At 63.4% G+C, this 20,472-nt stretch carries 17 protein-coding genes; 7 read left to right on the top strand and 10 right to left on the bottom strand.

Annotation, left to right across the window (positions count from 1 at the left end; genetic code table 11):
- The first annotated feature begins 28 nt into the window (after positions 1-28).
- A complete protein-coding gene (locus tag XW59_RS22805) occupies positions 29-1,153 on the top strand; it encodes an iron-containing alcohol dehydrogenase (RefSeq protein ID WP_047147865.1) in 1,125 nt (374 codons plus the stop codon).
- Between the two features lie 41 nt (positions 1,154-1,194).
- Here XW59_RS22805 and XW59_RS22800 read toward each other — a convergent pair whose 3' ends face one another.
- The 6 genes from XW59_RS22800 to XW59_RS22775 form a co-directional block, all read right to left on the bottom strand.
- A complete protein-coding gene (locus XW59_RS22800; RefSeq protein ID WP_047147866.1) occupies positions 1,195-1,959 on the bottom strand; it encodes a TIM barrel protein in 765 nt (254 codons plus the stop codon).
- Between the two features lie 11 nt (positions 1,960-1,970).
- Positions 1,971-5,108 carry an efflux RND transporter permease subunit gene (locus XW59_RS22795; RefSeq protein ID WP_047147867.1) on the bottom strand — a complete coding sequence of 1,046 codons (3,138 nt, stop codon included), beginning with the start codon at positions 5,106-5,108 and terminating at the stop codon, positions 1,971-1,973.
- A gap of 30 nt (positions 5,109-5,138) precedes the next feature.
- A complete protein-coding gene (locus XW59_RS22790) occupies positions 5,139-6,278 on the bottom strand; it encodes an efflux RND transporter periplasmic adaptor subunit (RefSeq protein WP_047147868.1) in 1,140 nt (379 codons plus the stop codon).
- 51 nt (positions 6,279-6,329) lie between these two features.
- Positions 6,330-6,938, bottom strand: coding sequence for a TetR family transcriptional regulator (locus tag XW59_RS22785; RefSeq protein WP_047147869.1), 609 nt, complete (start codon positions 6,936-6,938; stop codon positions 6,330-6,332).
- Between the two features lie 270 nt (positions 6,939-7,208).
- Positions 7,209-8,516, bottom strand: a complete 1,308-nt coding sequence (locus XW59_RS22780; protein WP_137327079.1) for an FAD-dependent oxidoreductase — start codon at positions 8,514-8,516, stop codon at positions 7,209-7,211.
- On the bottom strand, positions 8,513-10,156 hold the full coding sequence (locus XW59_RS22775) for an aminotransferase class V-fold PLP-dependent enzyme (RefSeq protein WP_047147871.1): 1,644 nt from the start codon (positions 10,154-10,156) through the stop codon (positions 8,513-8,515). Before XW59_RS22775 ends, XW59_RS22780 begins: the two co-directional genes overlap by 4 nt.
- 416 nt (positions 10,157-10,572) lie before the next feature.
- On the opposite strand from XW59_RS22775, the gene XW59_RS22770 reads away from it, so the two are divergent.
- Both XW59_RS22770 and XW59_RS22765 read left to right on the top strand, forming a co-directional pair.
- Positions 10,573-11,421 (top strand): VOC family protein, encoded by an 849-nt coding sequence (locus XW59_RS22770; protein ID WP_047147872.1) that lies wholly within the window; start codon positions 10,573-10,575, stop codon positions 11,419-11,421.
- Complete coding sequence (locus XW59_RS22765; protein WP_136068424.1) at positions 11,418-11,939, top strand: Lrp/AsnC family transcriptional regulator; 522 nt, start codon at positions 11,418-11,420, stop codon at positions 11,937-11,939. The genes XW59_RS22770 and XW59_RS22765 overlap by 4 nt, the downstream gene beginning before the upstream one ends.
- Before the next feature lie 18 nt (positions 11,940-11,957).
- Here the strand turns inward: XW59_RS22765 and XW59_RS22760 are convergent, their stop codons facing one another.
- From XW59_RS22760 to XW59_RS22745, 4 genes are all read right to left on the bottom strand, one after another.
- Complete coding sequence (locus XW59_RS22760) at positions 11,958-13,850, bottom strand: bifunctional sugar phosphate isomerase/epimerase/4-hydroxyphenylpyruvate dioxygenase family protein (RefSeq protein ID WP_047147873.1); 1,893 nt, start codon at positions 13,848-13,850, stop codon at positions 11,958-11,960.
- The gene (locus XW59_RS22755; protein WP_047147874.1) at positions 13,847-14,698 is read right to left on the bottom strand and encodes a shikimate dehydrogenase; all 852 of its coding nucleotides are present in this window, start codon (positions 14,696-14,698) and stop codon (positions 13,847-13,849) included. The genes XW59_RS22760 and XW59_RS22755 overlap by 4 nt, the downstream gene beginning before the upstream one ends.
- Positions 14,699-14,839: 141 nt before the next feature.
- On the bottom strand, positions 14,840-15,511 hold the full coding sequence (locus XW59_RS22750; RefSeq protein WP_047147875.1) for a GntR family transcriptional regulator: 672 nt from the start codon (positions 15,509-15,511) through the stop codon (positions 14,840-14,842).
- A gap of 84 nt (positions 15,512-15,595) precedes the next feature.
- Positions 15,596-16,267 carry an FCD domain-containing protein gene (locus tag XW59_RS22745; protein WP_047148047.1) on the bottom strand — a complete coding sequence of 224 codons (672 nt, stop codon included), beginning with the start codon at positions 16,265-16,267 and terminating at the stop codon, positions 15,596-15,598.
- Positions 16,268-16,499: 232 nt separating this feature from the next.
- On the opposite strand from XW59_RS22745, the gene XW59_RS22740 reads away from it, so the two are divergent.
- From XW59_RS22740 to XW59_RS22725, 4 genes are all read left to right on the top strand, one after another.
- Positions 16,500-17,504 carry an alpha/beta hydrolase gene (locus tag XW59_RS22740; RefSeq protein WP_047147876.1) on the top strand — a complete coding sequence of 335 codons (1,005 nt, stop codon included), beginning with the start codon at positions 16,500-16,502 and terminating at the stop codon, positions 17,502-17,504.
- Between the two features lie 75 nt (positions 17,505-17,579).
- On the top strand, positions 17,580-18,566 hold the full coding sequence (gene dctP, locus XW59_RS22735) for a TRAP transporter substrate-binding protein DctP (RefSeq protein WP_047147877.1): 987 nt from the start codon (positions 17,580-17,582) through the stop codon (positions 18,564-18,566).
- A gap of 96 nt (positions 18,567-18,662) precedes the next feature.
- A complete protein-coding gene (locus tag XW59_RS22730) occupies positions 18,663-19,172 on the top strand; it encodes a TRAP transporter small permease subunit (RefSeq protein WP_047147878.1) in 510 nt (169 codons plus the stop codon).
- Positions 19,169-20,470 carry a TRAP transporter large permease gene (locus XW59_RS22725; RefSeq protein ID WP_047147879.1) on the top strand — a complete coding sequence of 434 codons (1,302 nt, stop codon included), beginning with the start codon at positions 19,169-19,171 and terminating at the stop codon, positions 20,468-20,470. The genes XW59_RS22730 and XW59_RS22725 overlap by 4 nt, the downstream gene beginning before the upstream one ends.
- The last annotated feature ends 2 nt before the right edge of the window (positions 20,471-20,472 follow it).

Raw genomic sequence — 20,472 nt, 5'->3', positions numbered from 1 at the left:
CCTTCGACGTCAAGAAGAACGAACCGCCATGGACATCATCACCTATCTCACGACCATCAATTTCGGCGCCGGCGCGCTGGCATCGCTGCCGGACGCGATGCGCGAACTCGGCATGTCGCGGCCGCTCCTTGTCAGCGACCGAGGCATCGCCGCCGCCGGTCTCCTCGAACGCCTCTCGCCGCATCTCGGCAGCGGCACGCCGCAATTCCTCGACGTCCCCACGAACCCAACCGAAAGCGCCGTGGCGGAAGCGCTGCGGCTCTATCGTTCCGAAGCCTGCGACGGTGTCGTCGCCTTCGGCGGCGGCTCCCCGATCGATCTCGCCAAGGGCGTCGCGCTGCTCGCGACCCATCCGGGCGATCTGGAGAATTACGCGGCGATATTGGGCGGAATCCCGAGGATCACGCCCGCCGTCGCACCCCTGGTCGCCATACCGACGACCGCCGGCACGGGTTCGGAGGTCGGCCGCGCGGCCCTGATCACGCTCGACGACGAGCGCAAGCTCGGCTTCATCAGCCCGCATCTGATCCCCAGGCGCGCGATCTGCGATCCGGAGCTGACGCTTGGCCTGCCCGCCCCGCTCACGGCGGCGACCGCGCTCGATGCGCTTTCCCATTGCATCGAGACTTATCTGTCGCCGCGCTTCAATCCGCCGGCCGAGGCGATCGCGATCGACGGCTTCGCCCGTATATGGAAGGCCTTACCGGCTGCAATCGCCGATGGGTCCGATCTCGCCGCGCGGAGCGAGCTCATGATGGGTGCGCTGCAGGGCGGACTTACTTTCCAGAAGGGGCTGGGAGCCGTCCACGCGCTGAGCCATGCGCTCGGCGGGCTCAAGTCCCTCAAGCTGCATCACGGAATGCTCAACGCGATCCTTATGCCGCCAGTGTTGAGATGCAACCGCGATGCGGCGCGCGAGAAGGTCGAACGGCTCGGCGACGCAATCGGTCTCTCACCGTCCGAAAGCCTTGCCGACAGGCTGGATGCGCTCAACCGGCAGCTCGGCATTCCCGAGAAGCTATCGGATCTCGGTGTGACGCCGGGCGTCGTCGAATGGGTCTGCGAACGCGCCCTCGCCGATCACAGCCACCAGACCAACCCACGCAAATTGAACAAGGAAGACTATGCGGCCCTGCTCGCGCAGGTGATGTGACCCGCCAGCGGCGCCCGCGAACGTAATCGGCTGGTTTGCGCCTATGCTGGCCGAAACGCCTTCATCCAGTCGAGGCCGTCTTCGACCTGCCCGGAAGGCTTATATTCGGCGCCGAAGAAGCCTTCATAGCCCTCCGCCGCGATCGCGGGCAGCAGCCATTCGAAGGCCACCTCGCCGTCCCCCGGCTCCGCGCGCGAGGGCACGGCGGCGAACTGCACGTGACCAATGGCGTCACGGTGATGCCGGTAGCGGGCGAGAAGATCGCCGCCCATAATCTGCATGTGATAGCAGTCGAACATGATCTTGAGCTCCATCCGCCCGACACGTTCGATGATATCCGCCGCCTGTTCGAGCGTGGTGAGAAAATAGCCCGGTACGTCTCGCGTATTCAAAGGCTCGATCAGGATCGTCATGTGGTGCCTGCCCGCGAGCTCGCAGGCATAGACGAGGTTTTCCCGGAAGACGACGCCGGCATCGGCCGCGTCGGTGATGCCTGCCATGACGTGGACGGCGCGCGCTCCGGTCCTCGTCGCGTAGTCGACGGCTTTATCGATCGTCGCGCGCGCTTCTTCCTGACGGCCGGGCAAAGCCGATAGCCCGAATTCGCCCGGCTGTCCTTTCGCGGTGTTGAGGCCGAGCATCGGCAGGCCGGTTTCATCGAGGGCTGCCTTGACCCCGTCGCCATCCTCGCCATAGGGCCAATGGCATTCGACGGCGTCGAAACCCGCCTCCCTCGCCTTGCGGATGGCATCCGCGAGCGGAAGCTCGTTCCAGAGGAAGCCGAGATTGGCGGAGATACGGATCATACTGTCCCTTCCTATTCCGCCGCCAGCGCCGGTTGCTCGATTTCGGGCATCCCGTTCTGCCCAGCTTCCGCCTTGGGCCGCGCGCCCTTCGGCTCCCTGCCGAAAAAGAGCGCGTAACCGGCCGGCAGGACCAGGATGGTCAGCACGGTGGCGACGAGAATGCCGCCCATCATCGCATAGGCGAGCGGTCCCCAGAAGACACCGCGCGAGATCGGGATCAGTGCCAGAACCGCCGTCAGCGCGGTCAGCGTGATCGGCCGGAAACGGCGCACCGTCGCCCCCACGATCGCCTCGTAGCGCTCGATCCCGGCGGCGATGTCCTGGTCGATCTGGTCAACGAGGATGATTGAGTTGCGGATGATGATGCCGAGCAGCGCGATGACCCCCAGAATGGCCACGAAACCGAAAGGTGCGCCGCTGATCAGCAGCGCCGCGGCCGCGCCGATGACACCGAGCGGACCCGTCGCCAGCACCAGCATCGACTTGCCGAAATGCTGGAGCTGCACCATGAGAAGCAGCACGATCGCAAGCAGCATGATCGGCGCCTTGGCGGCGATCGAGGCCTGACTTTCGGCAGCATCCTCGGCCCCGCCCTGTATTTCTATCTTGTAGCCGGCGGGCAGGCTCGCGCGCAGGTCGGCCATTTCGTTGAAGAGCTTCATCGTCACGTCGTTCGGCTGCACGCCGTCCGGCAGCGTGGCGCGCACGGAGATCGTCGGCAGGCGGTCGCGCCGCCATTCGATGCCCTGCTCCATGACGGGAACGACGCGGGCGATCTGAGAGACCGGCACGAAGTCGCCGAAGTCCGTCGGAACGTAGACCGAATCCACCGCCGACAGCAGCGACCTGCTTGCACCCGGCTCCCGGGCGACGATGGAAATGGTTTCCTCGCCGTCGCGGAAATCGTCGAGCGGCATACCGGACATCGCGGCCTGCAGCATCTGGCGGACCCGCTGCGAGGTGACGCCGAGCGCACGGGCGCGGTCCTGATCGATCACCAGTTTCATCGCCGACACCGGCTCGAGCCAGTCGTCGTGAACCGCGTCGAGCAACGGATCCTGGTGGAAGCGCCCCTTCACCTCGTCGGCGATGCGGCGCACTTCCTGGCGACCTGGACCCATCACGCGCAACTGCACCGGCCAGCCGGTCGGCGGGCCGAGGAACAGCCGGTCGACCTTGGCCCGGATCGACGGGAAATCCGCGGCGAGGACCGTCCGCAGCTTCTCGATCAGTCGTTCGCGCGCCGGTTCGTCATTCGCCATGATGAGCAACTGCGCGAAATTGGGATTGCGAAGCTGCTGATCGAGCGGCAGGAAGAATCGGGGCACGCCCTCGCCGATATATGTGGCGATGAACTTCTTGTCCGGGTCGTCCATCATCCGCGTCTCGAGCGCCTCGGCCTGGACCTCGACTTCCTTGATGCTCGTGCCTTCCGGCAGCCAGAGATCGACCAGGATCTCCGGCCGCTCCGATTCCGGGAAAAAGTTCTGCGGAATGAACTGGAAGCTCCAGAGGCTGGCGGCGAAGATCGCCAAGGTCGAGAGGAGAACGAGGATGCGATGCCTGACGGCCCAGCCGACCGTCACCCCCAGGCGCCGGTAGAAGGGCGTGTCGAAGACGTCGTGATGCTCGCCGACATGCTGGCGCTGCTTCAGGATCATATGGCCCAGCCAGGGCGTGAAATACACGGCCACGAACCAGGATATGACCAGCGCGATGCCGACCACGTAGAACAGCGAGCGGACATACTCGCCCGCCGCCGATTCCGCGAAGCCGACCGGAATGAAACCCGCCGTCGTGATCAGCGTGCCCGTCAGCATCGGAAAGGCGGTGGAGGAATAGGCGAAGCTTGCCGCGTCGATCTTCTCAAGCCCCTCCTCGAGCTTGCGCTCCATCATCTCCACCACGATCATCGCGTCGTCGACGAGCAGGCCGAGCGCGATGATCAACGCGCCGAGCGAGATGCGCTGCAGATCGATGCCGAGCTGGTACATGATGGCAAAGGTCGCCGCGAGCACCAGCGGAATGGCTATGGCGATGACCAGGCCAGACCGCCAGCCGATCGACAGGAAGGAGACGACGAGAACGATCACCAGCGCCTCGGCCAGCACTTTCATGAACTCGCCGATCGCCTCGGTCACGACGTGGGGCTGGTTCGAAATTTGGTCGACCGAGACCCCGTAGGGCAGCGCTTCCTCGAAGCGCTGATAGACCGCCTCGACGTTCTTGCCGACATCGGTAACGTTGAAACCCTTGGCCATGACGACGCCGATCTGGACGCTTTCATGCCCGTTGAAGCGGTATTTGCGCTGATAGGGATCCTGCAGGCCTTCCGTCACCGTGGCGATGTCGCCGAGGCGCGTCACCTGATCTCCCGCGCGCAGGCGCAGCTCGCGGATGTCGGCCGCGCTCGTGACGTCGCCCTCGACCGAGATGCGCACGGAGCGCGTGCCGGTGTCGACGGAACCCGCCGGGTCGACATTGTTTTGGCCTTTGATGGCATTCTGCAGGTCAACCAGCGTCAACCCGCGCTCGGCGAGCGTCTTCGAGGAGACGTCGATATAGATCACCTGCGGCTGGTCTCCGATGACGACCGCCTTTTCGACGCCCGGCGTCGTCAGCAGCATGTCGCGCGCCTGTACGGCGAATGCCTTCAGCTCCGGATAGCTGTAGCCGTCGCCGCTGATCGCGTGCATGGTGATGAAAGTGTCGCCGAACTCGTCGTTGAAATACGGCCCCATCAGCCCTTCAGGCAGCTCGGTCTCTATGTCGCCCACCTTCTTGCGGATCTGGTAGAAGGCGTCGGCCACCTCATCGGGCGTGGTGTCGCCCTTCACCTGCACGGTGATGATGGCGCTGCCGGCGCGCGCGTAGGAGCGCACCCAGTCGAGATGCGGCGTTTCCTGCAGCTTGCGCTCGATCTTGTTGACCACCTGGTCCTGCATGTCCTCGAGCGAGGCGCCGGGCCAGACCGCCTGGACGACCATCACGCGAAAGGTGAATTCCGGATCCTCGCGCTGGCCCATATTCATCAGGCCGAGCACGCCGGCGATCAATATGAGACCGAAGAGGAAGCGGGCGATGCTGGGATGACCGATCGCCCAGCGCGAGAGGTTGAACGGTCTCTTGTCTTCGGAGGAAGTCGTCATGAGACGCCTCGATATCTAACGAATAGGGTTTCAGCGCGCCGCTTCGGCGGTCTCGAGCGAGACCGATCCTTCCGGCAGCTTGACCTTCAGGTTCTCGGCCATGAACTGCGTGCCGGCCGCAACCACGACGTCGCCGGGTCGCAGCCCTTCCGTCACGCGGACGCCGTTGGAGGTGAAGTCGGCGACCTCGATGTCTCGCGCATGCACGGTGGAGGAGCCGCGATCGACGACCCAGACGATCCGCTTGCCATCCTTGTCGGCGAGCGCCTCCAGCGGCACGGAAACCAGCGTACGTTCCGCATCGACCGCCGCCCTGACCGTCGCCGTCATGCCGAGAAGCACGCGCGGATCGTCGGGAAGGCTGATGCGGACGGAGAAGGTGCGCGACCTCGGATCGGCGCTGCCCGCTACCTCGCGGACCGTGCCGTCCAGACGAAGCCGGTCGTCGGTCCAGAAGCCCACCTTGACCGCCTTGCCCGGCCTGAAATGCGCGACGTCACCCTCGGGTACGGCGATCTGGATCTCCTTCTCGTCGTCGACGGCGACAGTCACCACCGGCGTGCCGATCGCCACGACCTGGCCCCTGTCGGCGCTGACCGCCGTCACGATGCCGTTCTGGTCCGCTTTCAGCTCGCTATAGGCGACCTGGTTGTCGGCCTGCTGCAAAGAGGAACGGGCCGCGTCGCGCGTCGCAATGGCTTGCTGGTGGCTGAGCAATGCCTCGTCGACATTGGCCTGCGAGGCGACTCTCTTCGCGAAGAGCTGTTCAACCCGCTGCTTCACCAGGCCGGCCGTCTCGACCTGCTTCTCGGCGGCGGCCAGATTGGCCTTCGCGGTGTTGACGGCCAACTCATAGTCGGTCGAGTCGATACGCGCCAGCACGTCGCCCGGCTTCACCTTGTCGCCGATGTCGGCCAGCCGCTCGGTGACCTTGCCGGCGACGCGAAAGCCGAGATTCATTTCGGTGCGCGCCTTCACGGACCCGGAGTAGTCGACCTCGCGGCTGTCTCCGCCATTTGCGATCTCCACCACCTTGACCGGTCGAACGATTTCCTTGACCGTTTCCGTCTTCGCCTCCGAGCAGGCGGAGACCGCAATGCCGAGTGCGGCGATCAGCGCGAGGGTTGCGAAAGGGCGCACGGCCCCGTTGAAGGTCTTGAACGAATTCATCGTTCGCACTCCTAAAAAATCCAGCTATCGAAAGACGGCCGCCGGCCGCCGCTATTTCTTCAGCGCCCTGATCGCGAAATCGACCAGTTCGTCGGGTGTCGCGCGATTTTGCTTCGCGAGGCACTGGGCCACCATTTGCGGGTGGCAAAGGATGACGGTGCTGGCCCCAAAACATCTGGCGGCGGCAGCGGCATCCTGCTCGGCGAATTCGCCGGCATCTATTCCCTGGCGGATGATTTCCGCGAAAACCTCGTTGATGCGGTCGATATATTTGTCGATCACGTGCCAGTCGCGCTCGAGTGCCACGACCACCATCTCGTGGACCTTCTGCTCGTCGAGCATCGTCTCGAGCGTCATGCGATGCTCCGCCAAGATGCAGCGGCGCAGTCGATCGGAAGCGCTTCCGGATTCCTTCGAGATGGCGACTATGAGATCATAGCCCGCCCCCAAAATCCGGCCGCAGATCGCCTGGTGGATTTCCTCCTTGGAGGAAAAGAAACGGTAGATGTTGGCCGGCGACATGCCGAGATCGCGGGCGATGTCGGCCACGGTCGTCTTGCCGTAGCCATAATGGCGGAAGAGCCGCTCGGCGGCTTCCAGTATGCGCTCGACATTTTCCTGCCGGACGGTGTCGAGATTGTCTTCGGCTGCGTCGCTCATGGCTCGTAACGTTTTACGTCTGACGATTTTCAATTTTCGTCACTCGTAAAGCGTAACTGACGCGGGGTCAAGTGCAGAAATGCCGCAGGCTCCGGCCGGCATGCTGGCGCGGTTCGGTGAGGAAAGCACCGTCCGAGGACAAAAATTCCGTAAAGACAAGGTACTGTGACGCGACTTGCGCGCAGGGAGTGAAGGTATGTCGCCGCGCCGATTTACGGCAGCCGCGATCGATAGGGACGGCACTGCCGGTCCCGGAGGTTCCCCCCGATTTCAGGCGGGCGCGATTTCCTTGCGGTCGCGCCGCTTGTACCAGGCGAGGATGAAAGGAGCGATGCGCCGCGCGATCGGATGGAACGGCACGCGATCCGGCTCCGTCAGCGGCAAGGCCAGTTCTTTCGTCGACACGCCGTCGACGGCTGCCGCGAGTTCGCGGCCGAGCGAGATCGACAGCGCCACCCCGCGACCGTTGCAGCCCGTCCAACCCCACAGATCGGGCCCGAGCCGATGGAAATGCGGAAGCCGGTCCTGCGTGATGCCGACGCGCCCGCTCCAGACATGAGTGAACCTGATGCCTGAAAGCTGCGGAAAGGCTTTTCCCATGTTCTCGCTCGCCTTCGCCATGACGCGCGCCTCCGCGTCGTGCGCGCCGAGCACGGAGCCACCGGTTATCAGGCGGTTGCGGGCGTCGTAGCGGAAGAAGCGGAGATCGGCCCTGGTGTCGGAAATTGCCTGCCGGCCCGGCACGATCGTGGCGCGCAGATTGTCGCCGATGGGTTCGCTCGCCATCTGCCAGGATAGGATGGGCACCGCGCCGCGCGAGATGCGCGGCTCCAGCCCGCTTTCAAGCGCGTCGGTGTAGGCATTGGTTGCGAGCACCACGGCGCGGGCGCGAACGGAACCGCCGGCTGTGCGAACACGCCAGCCGTCGCCCTCGCGCTCATAGCCGGTCACCGGCGAATTCTCGTGCAGAACCGCGCCCTGGCGCGCACAGGCCTCGGCAAGCCCGCGCGCCAGCGCCAGCGGGTTGACGTGGCCGCCGGTCGGGTTGAGCATGCCGCCATACCAGAAATCGGAACCCAGCAGCCGGGCGCAATCCTCGCGGCCGAGCAACTGCGCCGGCGATCCGAAGCGGCGCCAGGCCTCGACGCGCCTCTCGCTGAGGCGTATCCGTCCCGGAGAATGCGCGGGCTGGAACCAGCCCGTCTGCTCGGCCTCGCAACCGATGCCTTCCGCCTCGGCGAGCCGGAAAAGCGTCTCCGCGCTCTGCCCGATCAGCCTCGCAAAGCGCTCGCCGGTTTCGCCGAAACGCTTGACGATCGCGTCGGGCTCCACCGCCGACATGGTCGGGATCACCTGCCCATTGTTTCGTCCGGAGGCGCCCCAGCCGATCTCCGCCCCTTCCAGCAGCATCGTCTTGCGGCCGCGCTTCACCAGATGCAATGCCGTCGAAAGTCCGGAAAAGCCACCACCGATCACCACCACCTCGGTTTCCGCATCGCCCTGAAGGGATGGAGCGATCGCGCTGCGCGGCGTGACGGCCGCCCATGACGAGGCAGGCCATTCGGTGTTTTCGGTCATGCGCTGTTCCTGATCGGAATGAGGTGGGCCTCGTGCGGCATCCAGAACCACCGCAACGCCTCGGCTTCGTCGTCGAAGCGCTCGGGCAGTGCAGTTCCCGATGATGCGTCCACCGCTATAGCTTCGGCGCGAGCGAGGCAATCGGCAAAGTCGGGCGGACTGACCTGCAGCCTCTCCTGGAAGAGGTCGTCGAAGGTGGTTTCAGCGCTAAAGGTATCAACGTCCACGGCCCGCCAGACCCCCGCCTTCGCGTCGAGCCTGTAGAGCGGCAGAAGGTCGGCGCCGTGCCTGACGATGAACGCGACGGCGGCCGCGATGTAGTCGGTGACCTCGTCGGTGAAGGTGTAGTTCAGGCCGAGGCGGGCCCAGCCGGGTCTGAAGGCCGAGAGCCCACGCGCCACCGCCCGTTCATGGGCGCGGGCATGCGCCGTGTCGATGCCGAGCAGCGCGTGGCCGTACGGCCCGGCACAGGAGCATCCGCCACGCGCCTGGATGCCGAAGAGGTCGTTGAGAAGCGCGACCACATAATTGTGATGCAGAAGGCGTCCGCCCACGCGAATATTGAAGGAATAGATGCCGACCCGCGGTGCATCGCGCGGACCGAGCAGCTCTATCTCCGGTGTCGCCGCCCACGCGGCTTCGAGCCGCTGCATCTGCGCGTGCTCGCGGCGCTCGATCTCGTCGACGCCGATACGCGATTTCAACTCGAAGACGATGCCGGCGCGGATGTTCTCGACGATGCCGGGCGTGCCTGCTTCCTCGCGCCGTTCCGGGTCGCTCACATAAGTGTGGCTGTCGCGGGTCACGTAACTGACCGTGCCACCGCCGGCGACCGTCGGACGCGGGCCGCCAAGCAACGCCTTGTCCGCGACCAGCACGCCGGAAGCGCCCGTGCCGCCGACAAATTTGTGCGGCGAGAAGAATGCCGCGTCGATGCCATCCCCGGCGCCGGGAGCGCTTTCTCGCATCCTGATCGGCATGTAGGGACCGCCGGCGGCGAAGTCGCAGACGAACACCGCGCCGTGACGATGCAGAAGCGTCGAAAGCGCGTGGAGATCGCTGCGCACGCCGGTGACATTGGAAGCGGCGGCGAAGGCGCCGATCAGGAGCGCGCGGTCGCCATGCTCACGCAAGGCGGTTTCGAGGCTGGCAAGGCAGATCATGCCCTTGTCGTTGAGTGGTACGCGAACGATATCGAAGCCGCTTTCCCGCCACGGCAAATCGTTGGAATGATGTTCGTACGGTCCGACGAAGACGACCGGCTTGGCGGCCTGCGATGCCGACGGCCGGTTCGACAATGCCCGCACCAGCTTGTCGGCGGCCGCGGTGGCGCCGCTGCCGGTGAAGATCACCGCGTGGCGTTCCTCGGCCTCGACCGCCTTGCGGATCGCGGCGCGCGCGGCCTCGCGCAGCCGGGTCGTGTGGCGACCTGCATAGGAGGTCTCGGTATGCGTGTTGCCGTAGAAGGGCAGCACCGCCCTGCGGATCGCCGTCTCGATCGAGTCCAGCGCCCTGCCCGAGGCGACGTAATCCGCATATACCAGCGGTCGCGGGCCGAAAGGACCCGGAATGGCGATGCCTTCACCGAGCACGTCGGTCCGCAGGTCGTCGATGCTGGGCCAGCCGTTTCTTTCAATCATGGTCGAACTGCATTCCCCCGCCGCCAGCGGCGGTGTCAAATCTCGTCCCGGTTCAGGTCGAGAGGTTAACGTTTATCGCGATGCGGGCCTCGGCGAGGAAGGCGTTCCGATTCCGACCAGCCTCTTCATCGGCCTATCGTGGTTACCATTTTCAACGGAAATGAACAATATGATTGCTTGTACTCGCATATAATACGAATCTGATGCTCAAATTCATTTAACATTGAGCATAATGTTTGATGGCATGGCTACAAAGTAGGAATGAGATTGCAGCAGGCGCCGGCGCGGACCGGAATCCGCGGAATAATGAAATAGGTTTGCGAAAGCCTGCCCGGTCGCGATACGTCCTTGAACCCAACGACGCGGCCCGCGAAAATAGTCATTGCATCCGTCGAAACGAGGTTGAAGGAGCCTTCATGACCCATCCCGTCACCGGTATCGACCATTGCTATCTGCTCGTGAACGATCTCGACCGAAGCCTCGAGCAGTTCCGCGGGCTGGGCTTCACCATCTCGCCGCGGGGCTTCCACAGCGAAAAAATGGGCTCGGCGAACCACACGATCATGTTTGCCGCCGATGACTATTTCGAGCTGCTCGGCATCGTGGCGCCGACGGAGGAGAATGCGGGCAAGCGCGCCCTTCTGAACAAAGACGGCGAAGGCCTCTACGCGATCGCCTGTCGGATCGACGACGCGCGCGAGGCGCGCAGGGAACTGGCCGCCCTCGGCATCGCCACCGGCGAGGTGGTCGATTTCGAGCGACCGGTGACGCTGCCGGCGGGAGGCGAGGCGGTCGCGGCCTTCTCCATTCTTCAGTTTGACAAGACTGAGGTGCCGCTCGGCATCGCCTTCATGTGCCAGCACCGCACCCGCGATACGGTCTGGCTGCCGGAACTGATGCGCCATCCAAACGGCGCGAAGGGATTGGCCGGCGCGGTAGCGGCCAGTGACGATCCCAGGGCGGCGGCAAAAGCCTATGCGCGGCTCTACCGCGCCGGCCAGCTGCGCGAGGTCGACGGCGGTTACGAGGTGAAGACCGGTTCGGTGCCGCTGACCTTCCTCACACGCGAAGCGCTCGCCGGTCGCTATGAGGGCATCGACGTTTCACGGACGCCTACCCATGCCTTCGCCGTCCTGCGGATCGCCGTCGAGGATCTTGACCGCGCGAGGAAAGCGATCGCCGTGCCGCTTCATGAAACGCCGCGCGGCCTCGCCACCGCCCCGGCTGCGACCAGCGGCGCCATCGTCGAGTTCATCGAGCAATGAGCGACAGCCAACGCACCAACCAGAAAGCGGCCGTCAGGCCGCCTGCTCCTCATCGCGGACTGGACGAGATCGATCGCAGGATCCTCGATATCCTGCAGCGCGACAGCGACCGTGCGGTGAGCGAGATCGCCGAAGAGGTCAACCTGTCCTCGACCCCATGCTGGCGACGTATCCGCAGGCTGGAGGAAACCGGCATCATCAAGCGGCGCGTCGCCCTCGTGGATCGCAAGCTGATGAACGTTCCGATGACGATCTTCATCGGCATCAAGGCGCCGCGCCACGAAATGAGCTGGCTCAACTCCTTCAGAAGCCTGATCGAGGAGATTCCCGAAATCGTCGAGGCATACCGGCTCACCGGCGAGACCGACTATGTCGTCAAGGTCGTGGTGCCGGACATCGAAACCTACGACAATGTCTACAAGGCGATGATCTCGAAGCTCGAATTCTCCGAGATCAACTCCTCGATCAGCATGGAGGAGATGAAGTTCACGACCGCGGTGCCGACCGGCTATCTGTGACGCGACGCCGGCCGGCTTTCAGATCCTGGGCATGCCTCTCGGCCGGATCGCCCGCTTCTGCGCGGCAATGCGGAACGGCGCATTTGGCGCGCCGTAGCCATTGTAGCCATTTCGCCGCTCGACGATCTCGAAGAAGAAGCCCTCGCCGTAATTCGCGCTGTAGACCTGGAAATATTCGCCCCGGTCGTCGCGGTCATAAAGGATGTTGTGGCCGCGCAGCCGGTCGATGAATTCCGGTTCGAAACCGAAGCGGGCCTCAAGATCGTCATAGTAGTTGGGCGAGATTTCGAGCGGGAGGAAGCCTTTTTCCCTGAGCGTTCCGACGGTTGCGAAAATATCGTCCGAGCGGAAGGCAAGATGCTGGACGCTCGAGCCGAAGCTCTCCGCGATGAAGTGGCCGGCCAGCGTCTTACGGTTTTCGGCGCCGTTGAGCGTCAGCCGCAAGGTACCGTCATCATTTTCGATAACCTGGCTGCGCACCAGTCCGGCCGGATCCACCACGTCGACCATCGGCAGTTTCCGTGTCCTGAAGATCGAGGTGTAGAAGAGGAGCCAAGTCAGCATTTCCTCGTAGTTCATGGTCTGGGCGACATGATCGATCGAGATCAGACCCGCATCCTCGCCGGCGGCGGTATCCGGGATTTCCTCGAACTCGATTTCCCAGACGCGCGCGAGCTCGCTTTTGGCATCGATGAAATAGATCACCCCGCCGCCGACACCGCGAATGGCCGGAATGGCCAGCTCGCCCGGCCCGCGCGGCTGCTCGAAGGGCTCCGCGCCCAGCGCCTTTGCCCGTGCCACCGTCGCCTTGGCATCGTCGACCTTGAGGCCGATCGCATAGGCCGACGTGCCGTGCACGAGATAGGAAGAGTGAGCGAAACCTTCCTTCTCGGTGTTGACGACGATGTTGATGCCACCCTGGCGCCACAGCGAGACATCCTTGCTCTTGTGACGTGCCGCTTCGGCGAAGCCCATCATGGAAAGCAGCGCCGCAAGCTCCTCCGCCTCCCCTTCGTCGGCGGCGAATTCGATGAACTCAACGCCCGAGACGGCTATTCTCTCCGGCATTTCCGGCACCGGGATCGCGATCTGCGGTTCGAGCCGGACGACCTGGTCCATCAGCGCGACAAGCGAGCGTCGACCGTCGATCGAAATCGATTTGGGCGAGCCGCCCCGGAACTGGTCGTTGAAGATTTCGAGGGATAAAGGCCCGGAATAGCCGGTTGCGGCGACGGCGCGCATGAAATCGACCACCGGCAGGTCGCCCTCGCCGGGCATGTTGCGGAAATGACGGCTCCAATAGAGCAGTTCCATGTCGATCAGCGGCGCATCGGCGAGCTGGACGATGAAGATGCGGTCGCCGGGGATCGCCCGGATCGTGTTCACGTCGGTCTTGCGGGCGAGCGTGTGGAAGGAATCGAGAATCAGGCCGATATTCGGATGATCGGCGCGTCTCACGATCTCCCAGGCGTCGCGATGATCGTTGATATGCCGGCCCCAGGCCAGCGCCTCGTAGCCGACGCGCAGGCCCCGCTTGGCGGCGCGCTCGCCGAGCTCGCGGAAATCGGCGGCCGCGCGGTCGATGCCGCCTAACGACAGCGGCGAGACGTTCGAGCAGACGAGCATGAGGTCGGTGCCCAGTTCCTGCATCAGATCGAACTTGCGCTCCGCGCGATCGAACGTGCGGGCGCGCTGCGGCTCGGGCATGCCCTCGAAATCACGGAACGGCTGGAACAGCGTGATTTCCAGCCCATGATCCCGCACCATGCGCCCCACTTCCTCTGGCGTGCCGTCATAAGCGAGGAAGTCGTTCTCGAATATCTCGACCCCATCGAAACCCGCCGCGGCTATCGCCGCGAGCTTTTCACGCAGGTCGCCGCTGATCGAAACGGTTGCGATGGAAGTCTTCATGCGGTTCCTCGAATATCGGCGTCGGGCGCCAAAAGTGCTGCCCGCAGCACCTTGGCGTCAACCTCATAGCCGGTAAATATCCGGAATGCATCGACCCCCTGATGGAAGAAGAGCTCGTAGCCGCTCATCACTTCCAGTCCCGCCGCGCGGGCCTCGTCGAGAAATTGCGTCTCGACCGGCGTGTAGACCGCGTCGAAGGCCCAGCTTCCGCTCCTCATGAGTCGTTTCGGCACCGCGGTGCCGGGATAGCCGACCATGCCGAGCGGCGTGCAATTCACGAGGCCGTCGCAATCCGCCGCCGCCTCGTCGATCGTGCCGGCAAGGGTGACCCGCAATCCGGATTCCGCCCGCGCTATCGACCGCGCAAGCGCTTCGGCCCTCGCCGCGTCCGGATCGAAAAGGCGAAGCTCGGTCGCACCGAGTTCGGCCAGCGCGAAGCCGATCGCCTTGCCGACGCCCCCTGCCCCGGCCATCGCCACCTTTGCCGGAGACCGATCGGGAAAGTTCGCGCGAAACGCCGCCGCGAAACCCGAATAATCCGTGTTGAAGCCGGTCTGCCGGCCCTCCTCGAACAACACCGTGTTGCAGGCGCCGATGGAGCGCACGCGAGGATCGTCGACGCGCAGCCTCGACACCACCTGCTCCTTATAGGGATAGGTTATGTTTATCCCGCGAAAGCCGCCTGCCCTGCAGCGTTCGAAGACGGCATCGAAATCAAGTCCCATGTCGGCGGGAATCAATGGCTCGTAGGAAACCTCGATTCCACAAAGCTGCCCGGCCAGGCGATGGAGAAGCGGCGACTTGGAGCGCTTGATGTTGTCCCCGATCAGTCCGAGACGGATACGCATGCTGGCCTTGATTTCCTGCTGATTGTTCCTGCCCGGCGAGAGCCTTTCTCACCGCAGAGCATATATGCCGCAATTCGTTTCAGCAGGCAAACAACATTCTATCAGACATTATTGATTTTGCATGATCGCAATTCCTCCGGATCAGGCGATGGCGCCCGTGGCCAGCGCATGTTCCACGCCGCCCTCGACATGGCGCTCCAACGTAAGCTTCGCGGTTTCCGCATCGCGCGCGAGCGCGCATTCGAGAAGCGTCTGGTGCTCTTTGGCGGCGATATCGCCGCGGAACGAAAGCGCGATCATCTGGTAGCGCAGATATTTGTCGAAGACGCTTGCATGGGTATCCATCAGCACCTGCGAACCGCAGGCTGAAATCAGCGCCTGGTGGAACTCCCAATCGTATCGCTTCCAGGTCTCGGTCTGGCTGAAATCCCCGCCTTTCATCAGGCGCTCCAGGCTTGCCAGCTTGTGATGAGCCGCAACCACCCGTCCTTCCCACTCCATATCGCCCGAGGCGAAGGACTGCTCCAGCGCGTGTCCCTCGAGAAGAAGACGCAAGGCTGCTATTTCCTTGAGGTTTTCAATCGAAACCGGCGCCACCTCGAAGCCGCGCTGCCCCTCGGCGACGACCAGTCCCTCAGACGACAGCCGATTGAGGATTTCGCGCAGCGTGCTGATGCTCGCGCCATACTCGTCCTTGAGCCGATCCAGCTTCAGTTTCTGCCCCGGCGCGGCGCGGCCGAATATGATATCCGTCCTTATCCGTCGATAGGCGTTTTCCCCGATGGTTTCGGCGGCAGCGTCATTTGCGAGCAATTTACGATTCTTCCGACGGTTTCATGAATGTCGGAGATAATCGCCGTTGCGCGTCGAAACTTCAAGCTGTTCCACGAGCAGAGATCAATTCAGCAGGCCGTTCCCGACCGTGTAGTCGACGCAGGCGGCGATGTGGCGCTGCAATATTTCGCCAGCACGCACCGCGTCGCGGCGAAGCGCGCAATCGAGCAGTTCCTCATGCTCGTCGGCGGCCGCCTTGCCGCGAAACACCACGGCGATGATCTGATAGCGGACATAGCGGTCGAAGATCACCGCATGAGTTTCCAGAAGCGCCTTCGAACCGCAAGCGGAGATCAGCGCGTGGTGGAACTCCCAATCGTAGCGCTTCCACAGCTCCGTTTCGCTGCGCTCGCCCGCCAGCATCCGCCTTTCCATCCGCGCCAGCTTGTGATGGGCGGCGACCACGCGGCCCTCCCAGTCGATATCGCCGGCGGCGAAGGAATCGCGCAGCGCATGCCGTTCGAGCAGGTCGCGCATATCCGCGACCTCGCGCAAATTCGCCGCCGACAGGGGAGGAACCTCGAAGCCGCGCTGCCCCTCGGCAAGAATGAAGCCTTCAGACAAAAGCCGGTAGAGGATCTCGCGCAGCGTGCTGACGCTCGTGTCGTAACGACCCCGCAGCCTTTCCAGTTTCAGCTTCTGCCCTGGCGCGAGGCGCCCGAAGATGATGTCGCTGCGGATCTTCCTGTAGGCGTTTTCGCCAGCGGTTTCGTTGGGTGGGGTGGAGGAGTCCATGAAGCGATACATCCGGTTCTGCGGCGGGAATTCTTCGCACGACCGTTGCCATGCATCAAGCCGCATTCCACTTTAAACGGAGAAATGGAAAAATCTCATATAAATTTCCGTACACATATTGAATTTGAAATTGTCTAGTGCAATGAATTGCCTCATGCAGTGGGAAGCCTGGAGATCGAGAGGCTTCACGGAGCGATCATCCGCTTCAACTTGCCGGAGGAGGAGAGCGATTATGAGAGCCTTGCGGATCGCGGCCTTGTGCACGCTTCTTGCCGGCGGCAACGCGCTCGCGCAAAGCGCGGCGGACGCGCCCGATTTCCCGACCGCGCCCCGGCCGCCATCGGGCGACGCATTTCCCGAACGCATGGTGGAATTTCCGGACGGGATAGTCGCGATCGGGGACGTCACCTATGACACGCAGGTTGGATTCCGTCCCCTCGCGCTGGACATCTACCATGATCCCGCCGCCACCGAACCCAAGCCGGTCATCCTCTATATCCATGGCGGCGGTTGGGAACGCAGCCACAAGCGGGCCGCCGGCGTCTTCACCGACTTTCCTGGCGTGCTGGCCAGTTTCGCTTCCCGTGGCTTCGTCGTGGCGTCGGCGGAATATCGTCTGAGCGGCGAGGCTCCGTTTCCTGCCGCGCTCCACGACGTGAAGGCGGCTATCCGCTTCCTTCGCGACAACGCCGACAAATACGGCATCGATCCGGAACGTTTCGGAATCTGGGGCAGCTCGGCGGGCGGACATCTGGCATCGCTGGCAGCCGTCTCCTGCGACCAGCAGAGCCTGGATGTCTTTTCGACGGCGAAGCCCGAAACTTCAACCTGCGTGGATGCCGCCGCGATCTGGTACGGCATCTTCGACTTCTCGACGATGGGCCCTGTTCCCGAGCAATCGCTGGCAGGCGATTCACGCTCGCGCTTCCTGGGCTGCAATCCGGGCTACTGCACGAACTACGTCGTGGCCTCGGCGAGTCCGGTCAGCTTCGTCGACGACAAGTCGCCGCCTTTCCTGCTTGCGCACGGAACCGAGGACAAAGTCGTCCCGATCTCCCAATCCAGGGAGTTCGAGGAGAAGCTGAAAGGCGCGGGCGTCGACGTACAGACCCTCTATGTCGAAGGGGTGGATCACAGCTTCGTCGCGCCCGACGAAGCGCTGGCCCGCAGTTCGGCGCTGACGGCCGCAAACCGTACCTTCGAGTTCTTTGTCGAGCGGTTGAACCCGTCGCAATGAAAACCGGGCGCACTGGGCCGAAAGACCGAAAGCCAGATGCTTGCGCCCTCATGCACTGAAAAAAGGGAGGAATATATGAAACGCAACACCAATCGCCGCCGTTTCCTGGTCGGCACCAGCCTTCTCGCCGCCGCGATCGCCTTTCCAGCTTTCGCCCAGGACAAGCCGAAGCTTCGCTTCTCCGCCGTGTTCTCGGACCAGGACATCCGCGCGAACATGATGAAGTCGTTCGCCGAGGACATCGCCGACAGCTTCACCTTCGAGGGCTACTACGGAGGAAACCTGTTCAAACAGGGAACCGAGCTCGTCGCCCTGCAACGCGGCAATCTCGAGATGAGCAATGTCGCGCCTCAGGACATTTCCAACCAGCTTCCGGAATGGTCGATCCTGACCTCCGCCTATCTCTTCCGCGACGCCAACCACCTCAAGGCGTTCTTCGACAGCGAACTCGGCGACGAGATGAAACAGATGGCCGAGGAAAAGCTTGGCGTGCGCGTGCTCGGCCCGACCTTTTACGGCACGCGTCAGGTCGGCCTGAAGCCGGACAAGAAGATCAACACGCCCGCCGACATGGCAGGCATCAAGCTCAGGATGCCCGGCGGCGACGCCTGGCAGTTCCTCGGGCAAGCGCTTGGCGCCAACCCCACGCCGATGGCTTACGCGGAGGTCTATACCGGCCTCCAGACCGGCGCCATCGACGGGCAGGACAACCCCCTGCCGAACGTCCAGAACATGAAGTTCTACGAGGTCATGTCGCAGATCGTCCTGACATCGCATCTGGTCGCCTTCGATCTCCTGACGATCTCGTCGAAAAGCTGGAACGCCATGACGCCGGAACAGCAGCAGGCCGTCCAGGCGGCCGCCGACAAGGCGATCGATTGGAGCGCTGCGGAACACCTGAAGCAGGAGGAAGAACTCCTAGCCTACTTCAAGGAAAAGGGGCTCGAGGTCTATACGCCGGATATCGAGGCATTCCGCACGCATGCCCAGAAGCTCTATCTGGAATCCGACCTCTCGGCGAGCTGGCCGGAAGGGCTGATCGAGAAGATCAACGCTCTTTGATTTCAACAGATCGACGTGGTCCGCGGATGGCGGGCCACGTCGCCTTCGCGCGGCGCGACGCCGTGCGCTACCGAACACTTTCCTTGAGAGGTGGCAATGCATCTGTCCCGCATCGGGCATTGGTTATACCGACGCGCCGAGAACATCCTTGCCCTGATGCTGGGGATCATGTTCCTCGCCTTCATCGGCCAGATCGTCTTTCGCTATTTTCTCAATTTCCCCATCGGCTGGACGTCGGAGCTCACGGTCATCATGTGGCTATGGCTGGTGCTGTGGGGTGCCGCCTTCGTCGTGCGCGAGAACGAGGAGATCCGGTTCGACCTGGTCTACGGCGCCGTCGGTCCGACGGCGCGTCGGGTGATGGTGATCCTCAGCTCGCTGGCGCTCCTGGGCCTCTACATCTTCTCGCTGCCCGCGGTCGTCGACTACGTCACTTTCATGAAGGTCGAGCGTACGGCCTATCTCAAGATCCGCTTCGACTATCTCTATTCCATCTACGTGATCTTCGCGGTCGCCGTGATCTGCCGGTACGGGTGGCTTCTTTGGAAAGCCCTGCGTCGCGCGCCCAAGGAAGTCGACCCCACCACCGCGAGTTCAGGTCTATGAACCTTTCAGACCCCTTTACGCTTTGCATAACCTCACTGGTGGCGCTGAGCCTCCTCGGCCTTCCCATAGGCCATTCCATGATCTGCGCGTCGATCCTGTATCTCTACGCGGCGGGCCTCGACATGGGCACGGCGGCCGAGCAACTGCTCAACAGCATGTTCACGAGCTACACCATGCTCGCCGTGCCGCTGTTCATCCTGGCGGCCGAGCTGATGAATTCGGGATCGATGACGATCCGCCTCCTGAACTTCTGCAATGCCATCGTCGGCCGCTTCCGCGGCGGTCTCGCCCAGGTCAACGTGCTGCAGAGCCTCATCTTCGCCGGCATGTCCGGTTCGGCGATCGCCGATGCGGCGGGCATGGGCAAGATGATGCAGAAGATGATGACCGAGAACGGAAAATACACGCCGAGCTTCGCGGGTGCGCTGACGGCCGTCTCCGCCGTCATGGCGCCGATTCTCCCGCCTTCCATTCCGCTCGTCATCTACTCCCTGGTTTCCAATGCCTCGATCGGCTTCCTGTTTCTGGCAGGCATCCTGCCGGGACTGCTCATCTGCATCAGCCAGATGGCGATCGTCGCTTGGAGCGCGAGGCGGCAGAATTTTCCCACCGAAGCCCCGGTGCCGCTGAAGCATATCCCCGGCATCACCATTCGCGCCCTGCCGGCGCTGATGCTGCCGGTCGTGCTGCTGGTCGGCCTGCGCGGCGGCGTCATGACGCCGACCGAGGCGGCCGCGGTGGCGGCGGGTTACGCGCTGCTGGTCTCGGCCGTGATCCATCGCGACGTCGGGTTTCGCGAATTGTACGCATCCCTGCAGTCGGCCGGCCGCATGACGACCTCGGTCGGCATGCTCATCGCGGGCGCGTTGGTTTTCAACTACGTCGTCACGGTCGAGAACATCCCGAATTCGATCAGCGTGTTCCTGCTCAGCTTCGATCTGACGCCGCTGACCTTCCTGCTGATCGTCAATATCGTGCTGTTGATCCTCGGCTGCCTGCTCGAAGGCACGACGATCCTTCTCGTGATCGTGCCGGTGCTGATCCCGACGGCGCAGGCGCTGGGCATCGACATGGTTCATTTCGGCGTCGTGGTCGTCTTCAACGTCATGCTCGGCCTCATCACGCCGCCCTATGGCCTGCTTCTCTTCGTCGTTACCCGCGTTTCGGGTGCGCCGATGCGTGCGATCGTCCGGGATACCATGCCGTTTCTGATCGGCATGCTCACCGCGCTCGCATTGATCACCTTCATCCCAGGAATCGTCCTCTTCGTCCCGCGCCTGTTCGGCTATTCGGGCTGAGA

The sequence above is a fragment of the Aquamicrobium sp. LC103 genome (assembly GCF_001014615.2).
In the GTDB taxonomy this organism is placed as follows: domain Bacteria; phylum Pseudomonadota; class Alphaproteobacteria; order Rhizobiales; family Rhizobiaceae; genus LBCQ02.
Note: the sequence above shows the minus strand (reverse complement) of the source record. Positions and strands in the feature narration are given on the sequence as shown.

Coding starts and splice junctions, on each gene's coding strand:
- XW59_RS22805 (WP_047147865.1), top strand. CDS start 29: ATGGACATCATCACCTATCTCACGACCATCAATTTCGGCGCCGGCGCG.
- XW59_RS22800 (WP_047147866.1), bottom strand. CDS start 1,959: ATGATCCGTATCTCCGCCAATCTCGGCTTCCTCTGGAACGAGCTTCCG.
- XW59_RS22795 (WP_047147867.1), bottom strand. CDS start 5,108: ATGACGACTTCCTCCGAAGACAAGAGACCGTTCAACCTCTCGCGCTGG.
- XW59_RS22790 (WP_047147868.1), bottom strand. CDS start 6,278: ATGAATTCGTTCAAGACCTTCAACGGGGCCGTGCGCCCTTTCGCAACC.
- XW59_RS22785 (WP_047147869.1), bottom strand. CDS start 6,938: ATGAGCGACGCAGCCGAAGACAATCTCGACACCGTCCGGCAGGAAAAT.
- XW59_RS22780 (WP_137327079.1), bottom strand. CDS start 8,516: ATGACCGAAAACACCGAATGGCCTGCCTCGTCATGGGCGGCCGTCACG.
- XW59_RS22775 (WP_047147871.1), bottom strand. CDS start 10,156: ATGATTGAAAGAAACGGCTGGCCCAGCATCGACGACCTGCGGACCGAC.
- XW59_RS22770 (WP_047147872.1), top strand. CDS start 10,573: ATGACCCATCCCGTCACCGGTATCGACCATTGCTATCTGCTCGTGAAC.
- XW59_RS22765 (WP_136068424.1), top strand. CDS start 11,418: ATGAGCGACAGCCAACGCACCAACCAGAAAGCGGCCGTCAGGCCGCCT.
- XW59_RS22760 (WP_047147873.1), bottom strand. CDS start 13,850: ATGAAGACTTCCATCGCAACCGTTTCGATCAGCGGCGACCTGCGTGAA.
- XW59_RS22755 (WP_047147874.1), bottom strand. CDS start 14,698: ATGCGTATCCGTCTCGGACTGATCGGGGACAACATCAAGCGCTCCAAG.
- XW59_RS22745 (WP_047148047.1), bottom strand. CDS start 16,267: ATGGACTCCTCCACCCCACCCAACGAAACCGCTGGCGAAAACGCCTAC.
- XW59_RS22740 (WP_047147876.1), top strand. CDS start 16,500: ATGAGAGCCTTGCGGATCGCGGCCTTGTGCACGCTTCTTGCCGGCGGC.
- dctP (WP_047147877.1), top strand. CDS start 17,580: ATGAAACGCAACACCAATCGCCGCCGTTTCCTGGTCGGCACCAGCCTT.
- XW59_RS22730 (WP_047147878.1), top strand. CDS start 18,663: ATGCATCTGTCCCGCATCGGGCATTGGTTATACCGACGCGCCGAGAAC.
- XW59_RS22725 (WP_047147879.1), top strand. CDS start 19,169: ATGAACCTTTCAGACCCCTTTACGCTTTGCATAACCTCACTGGTGGCG.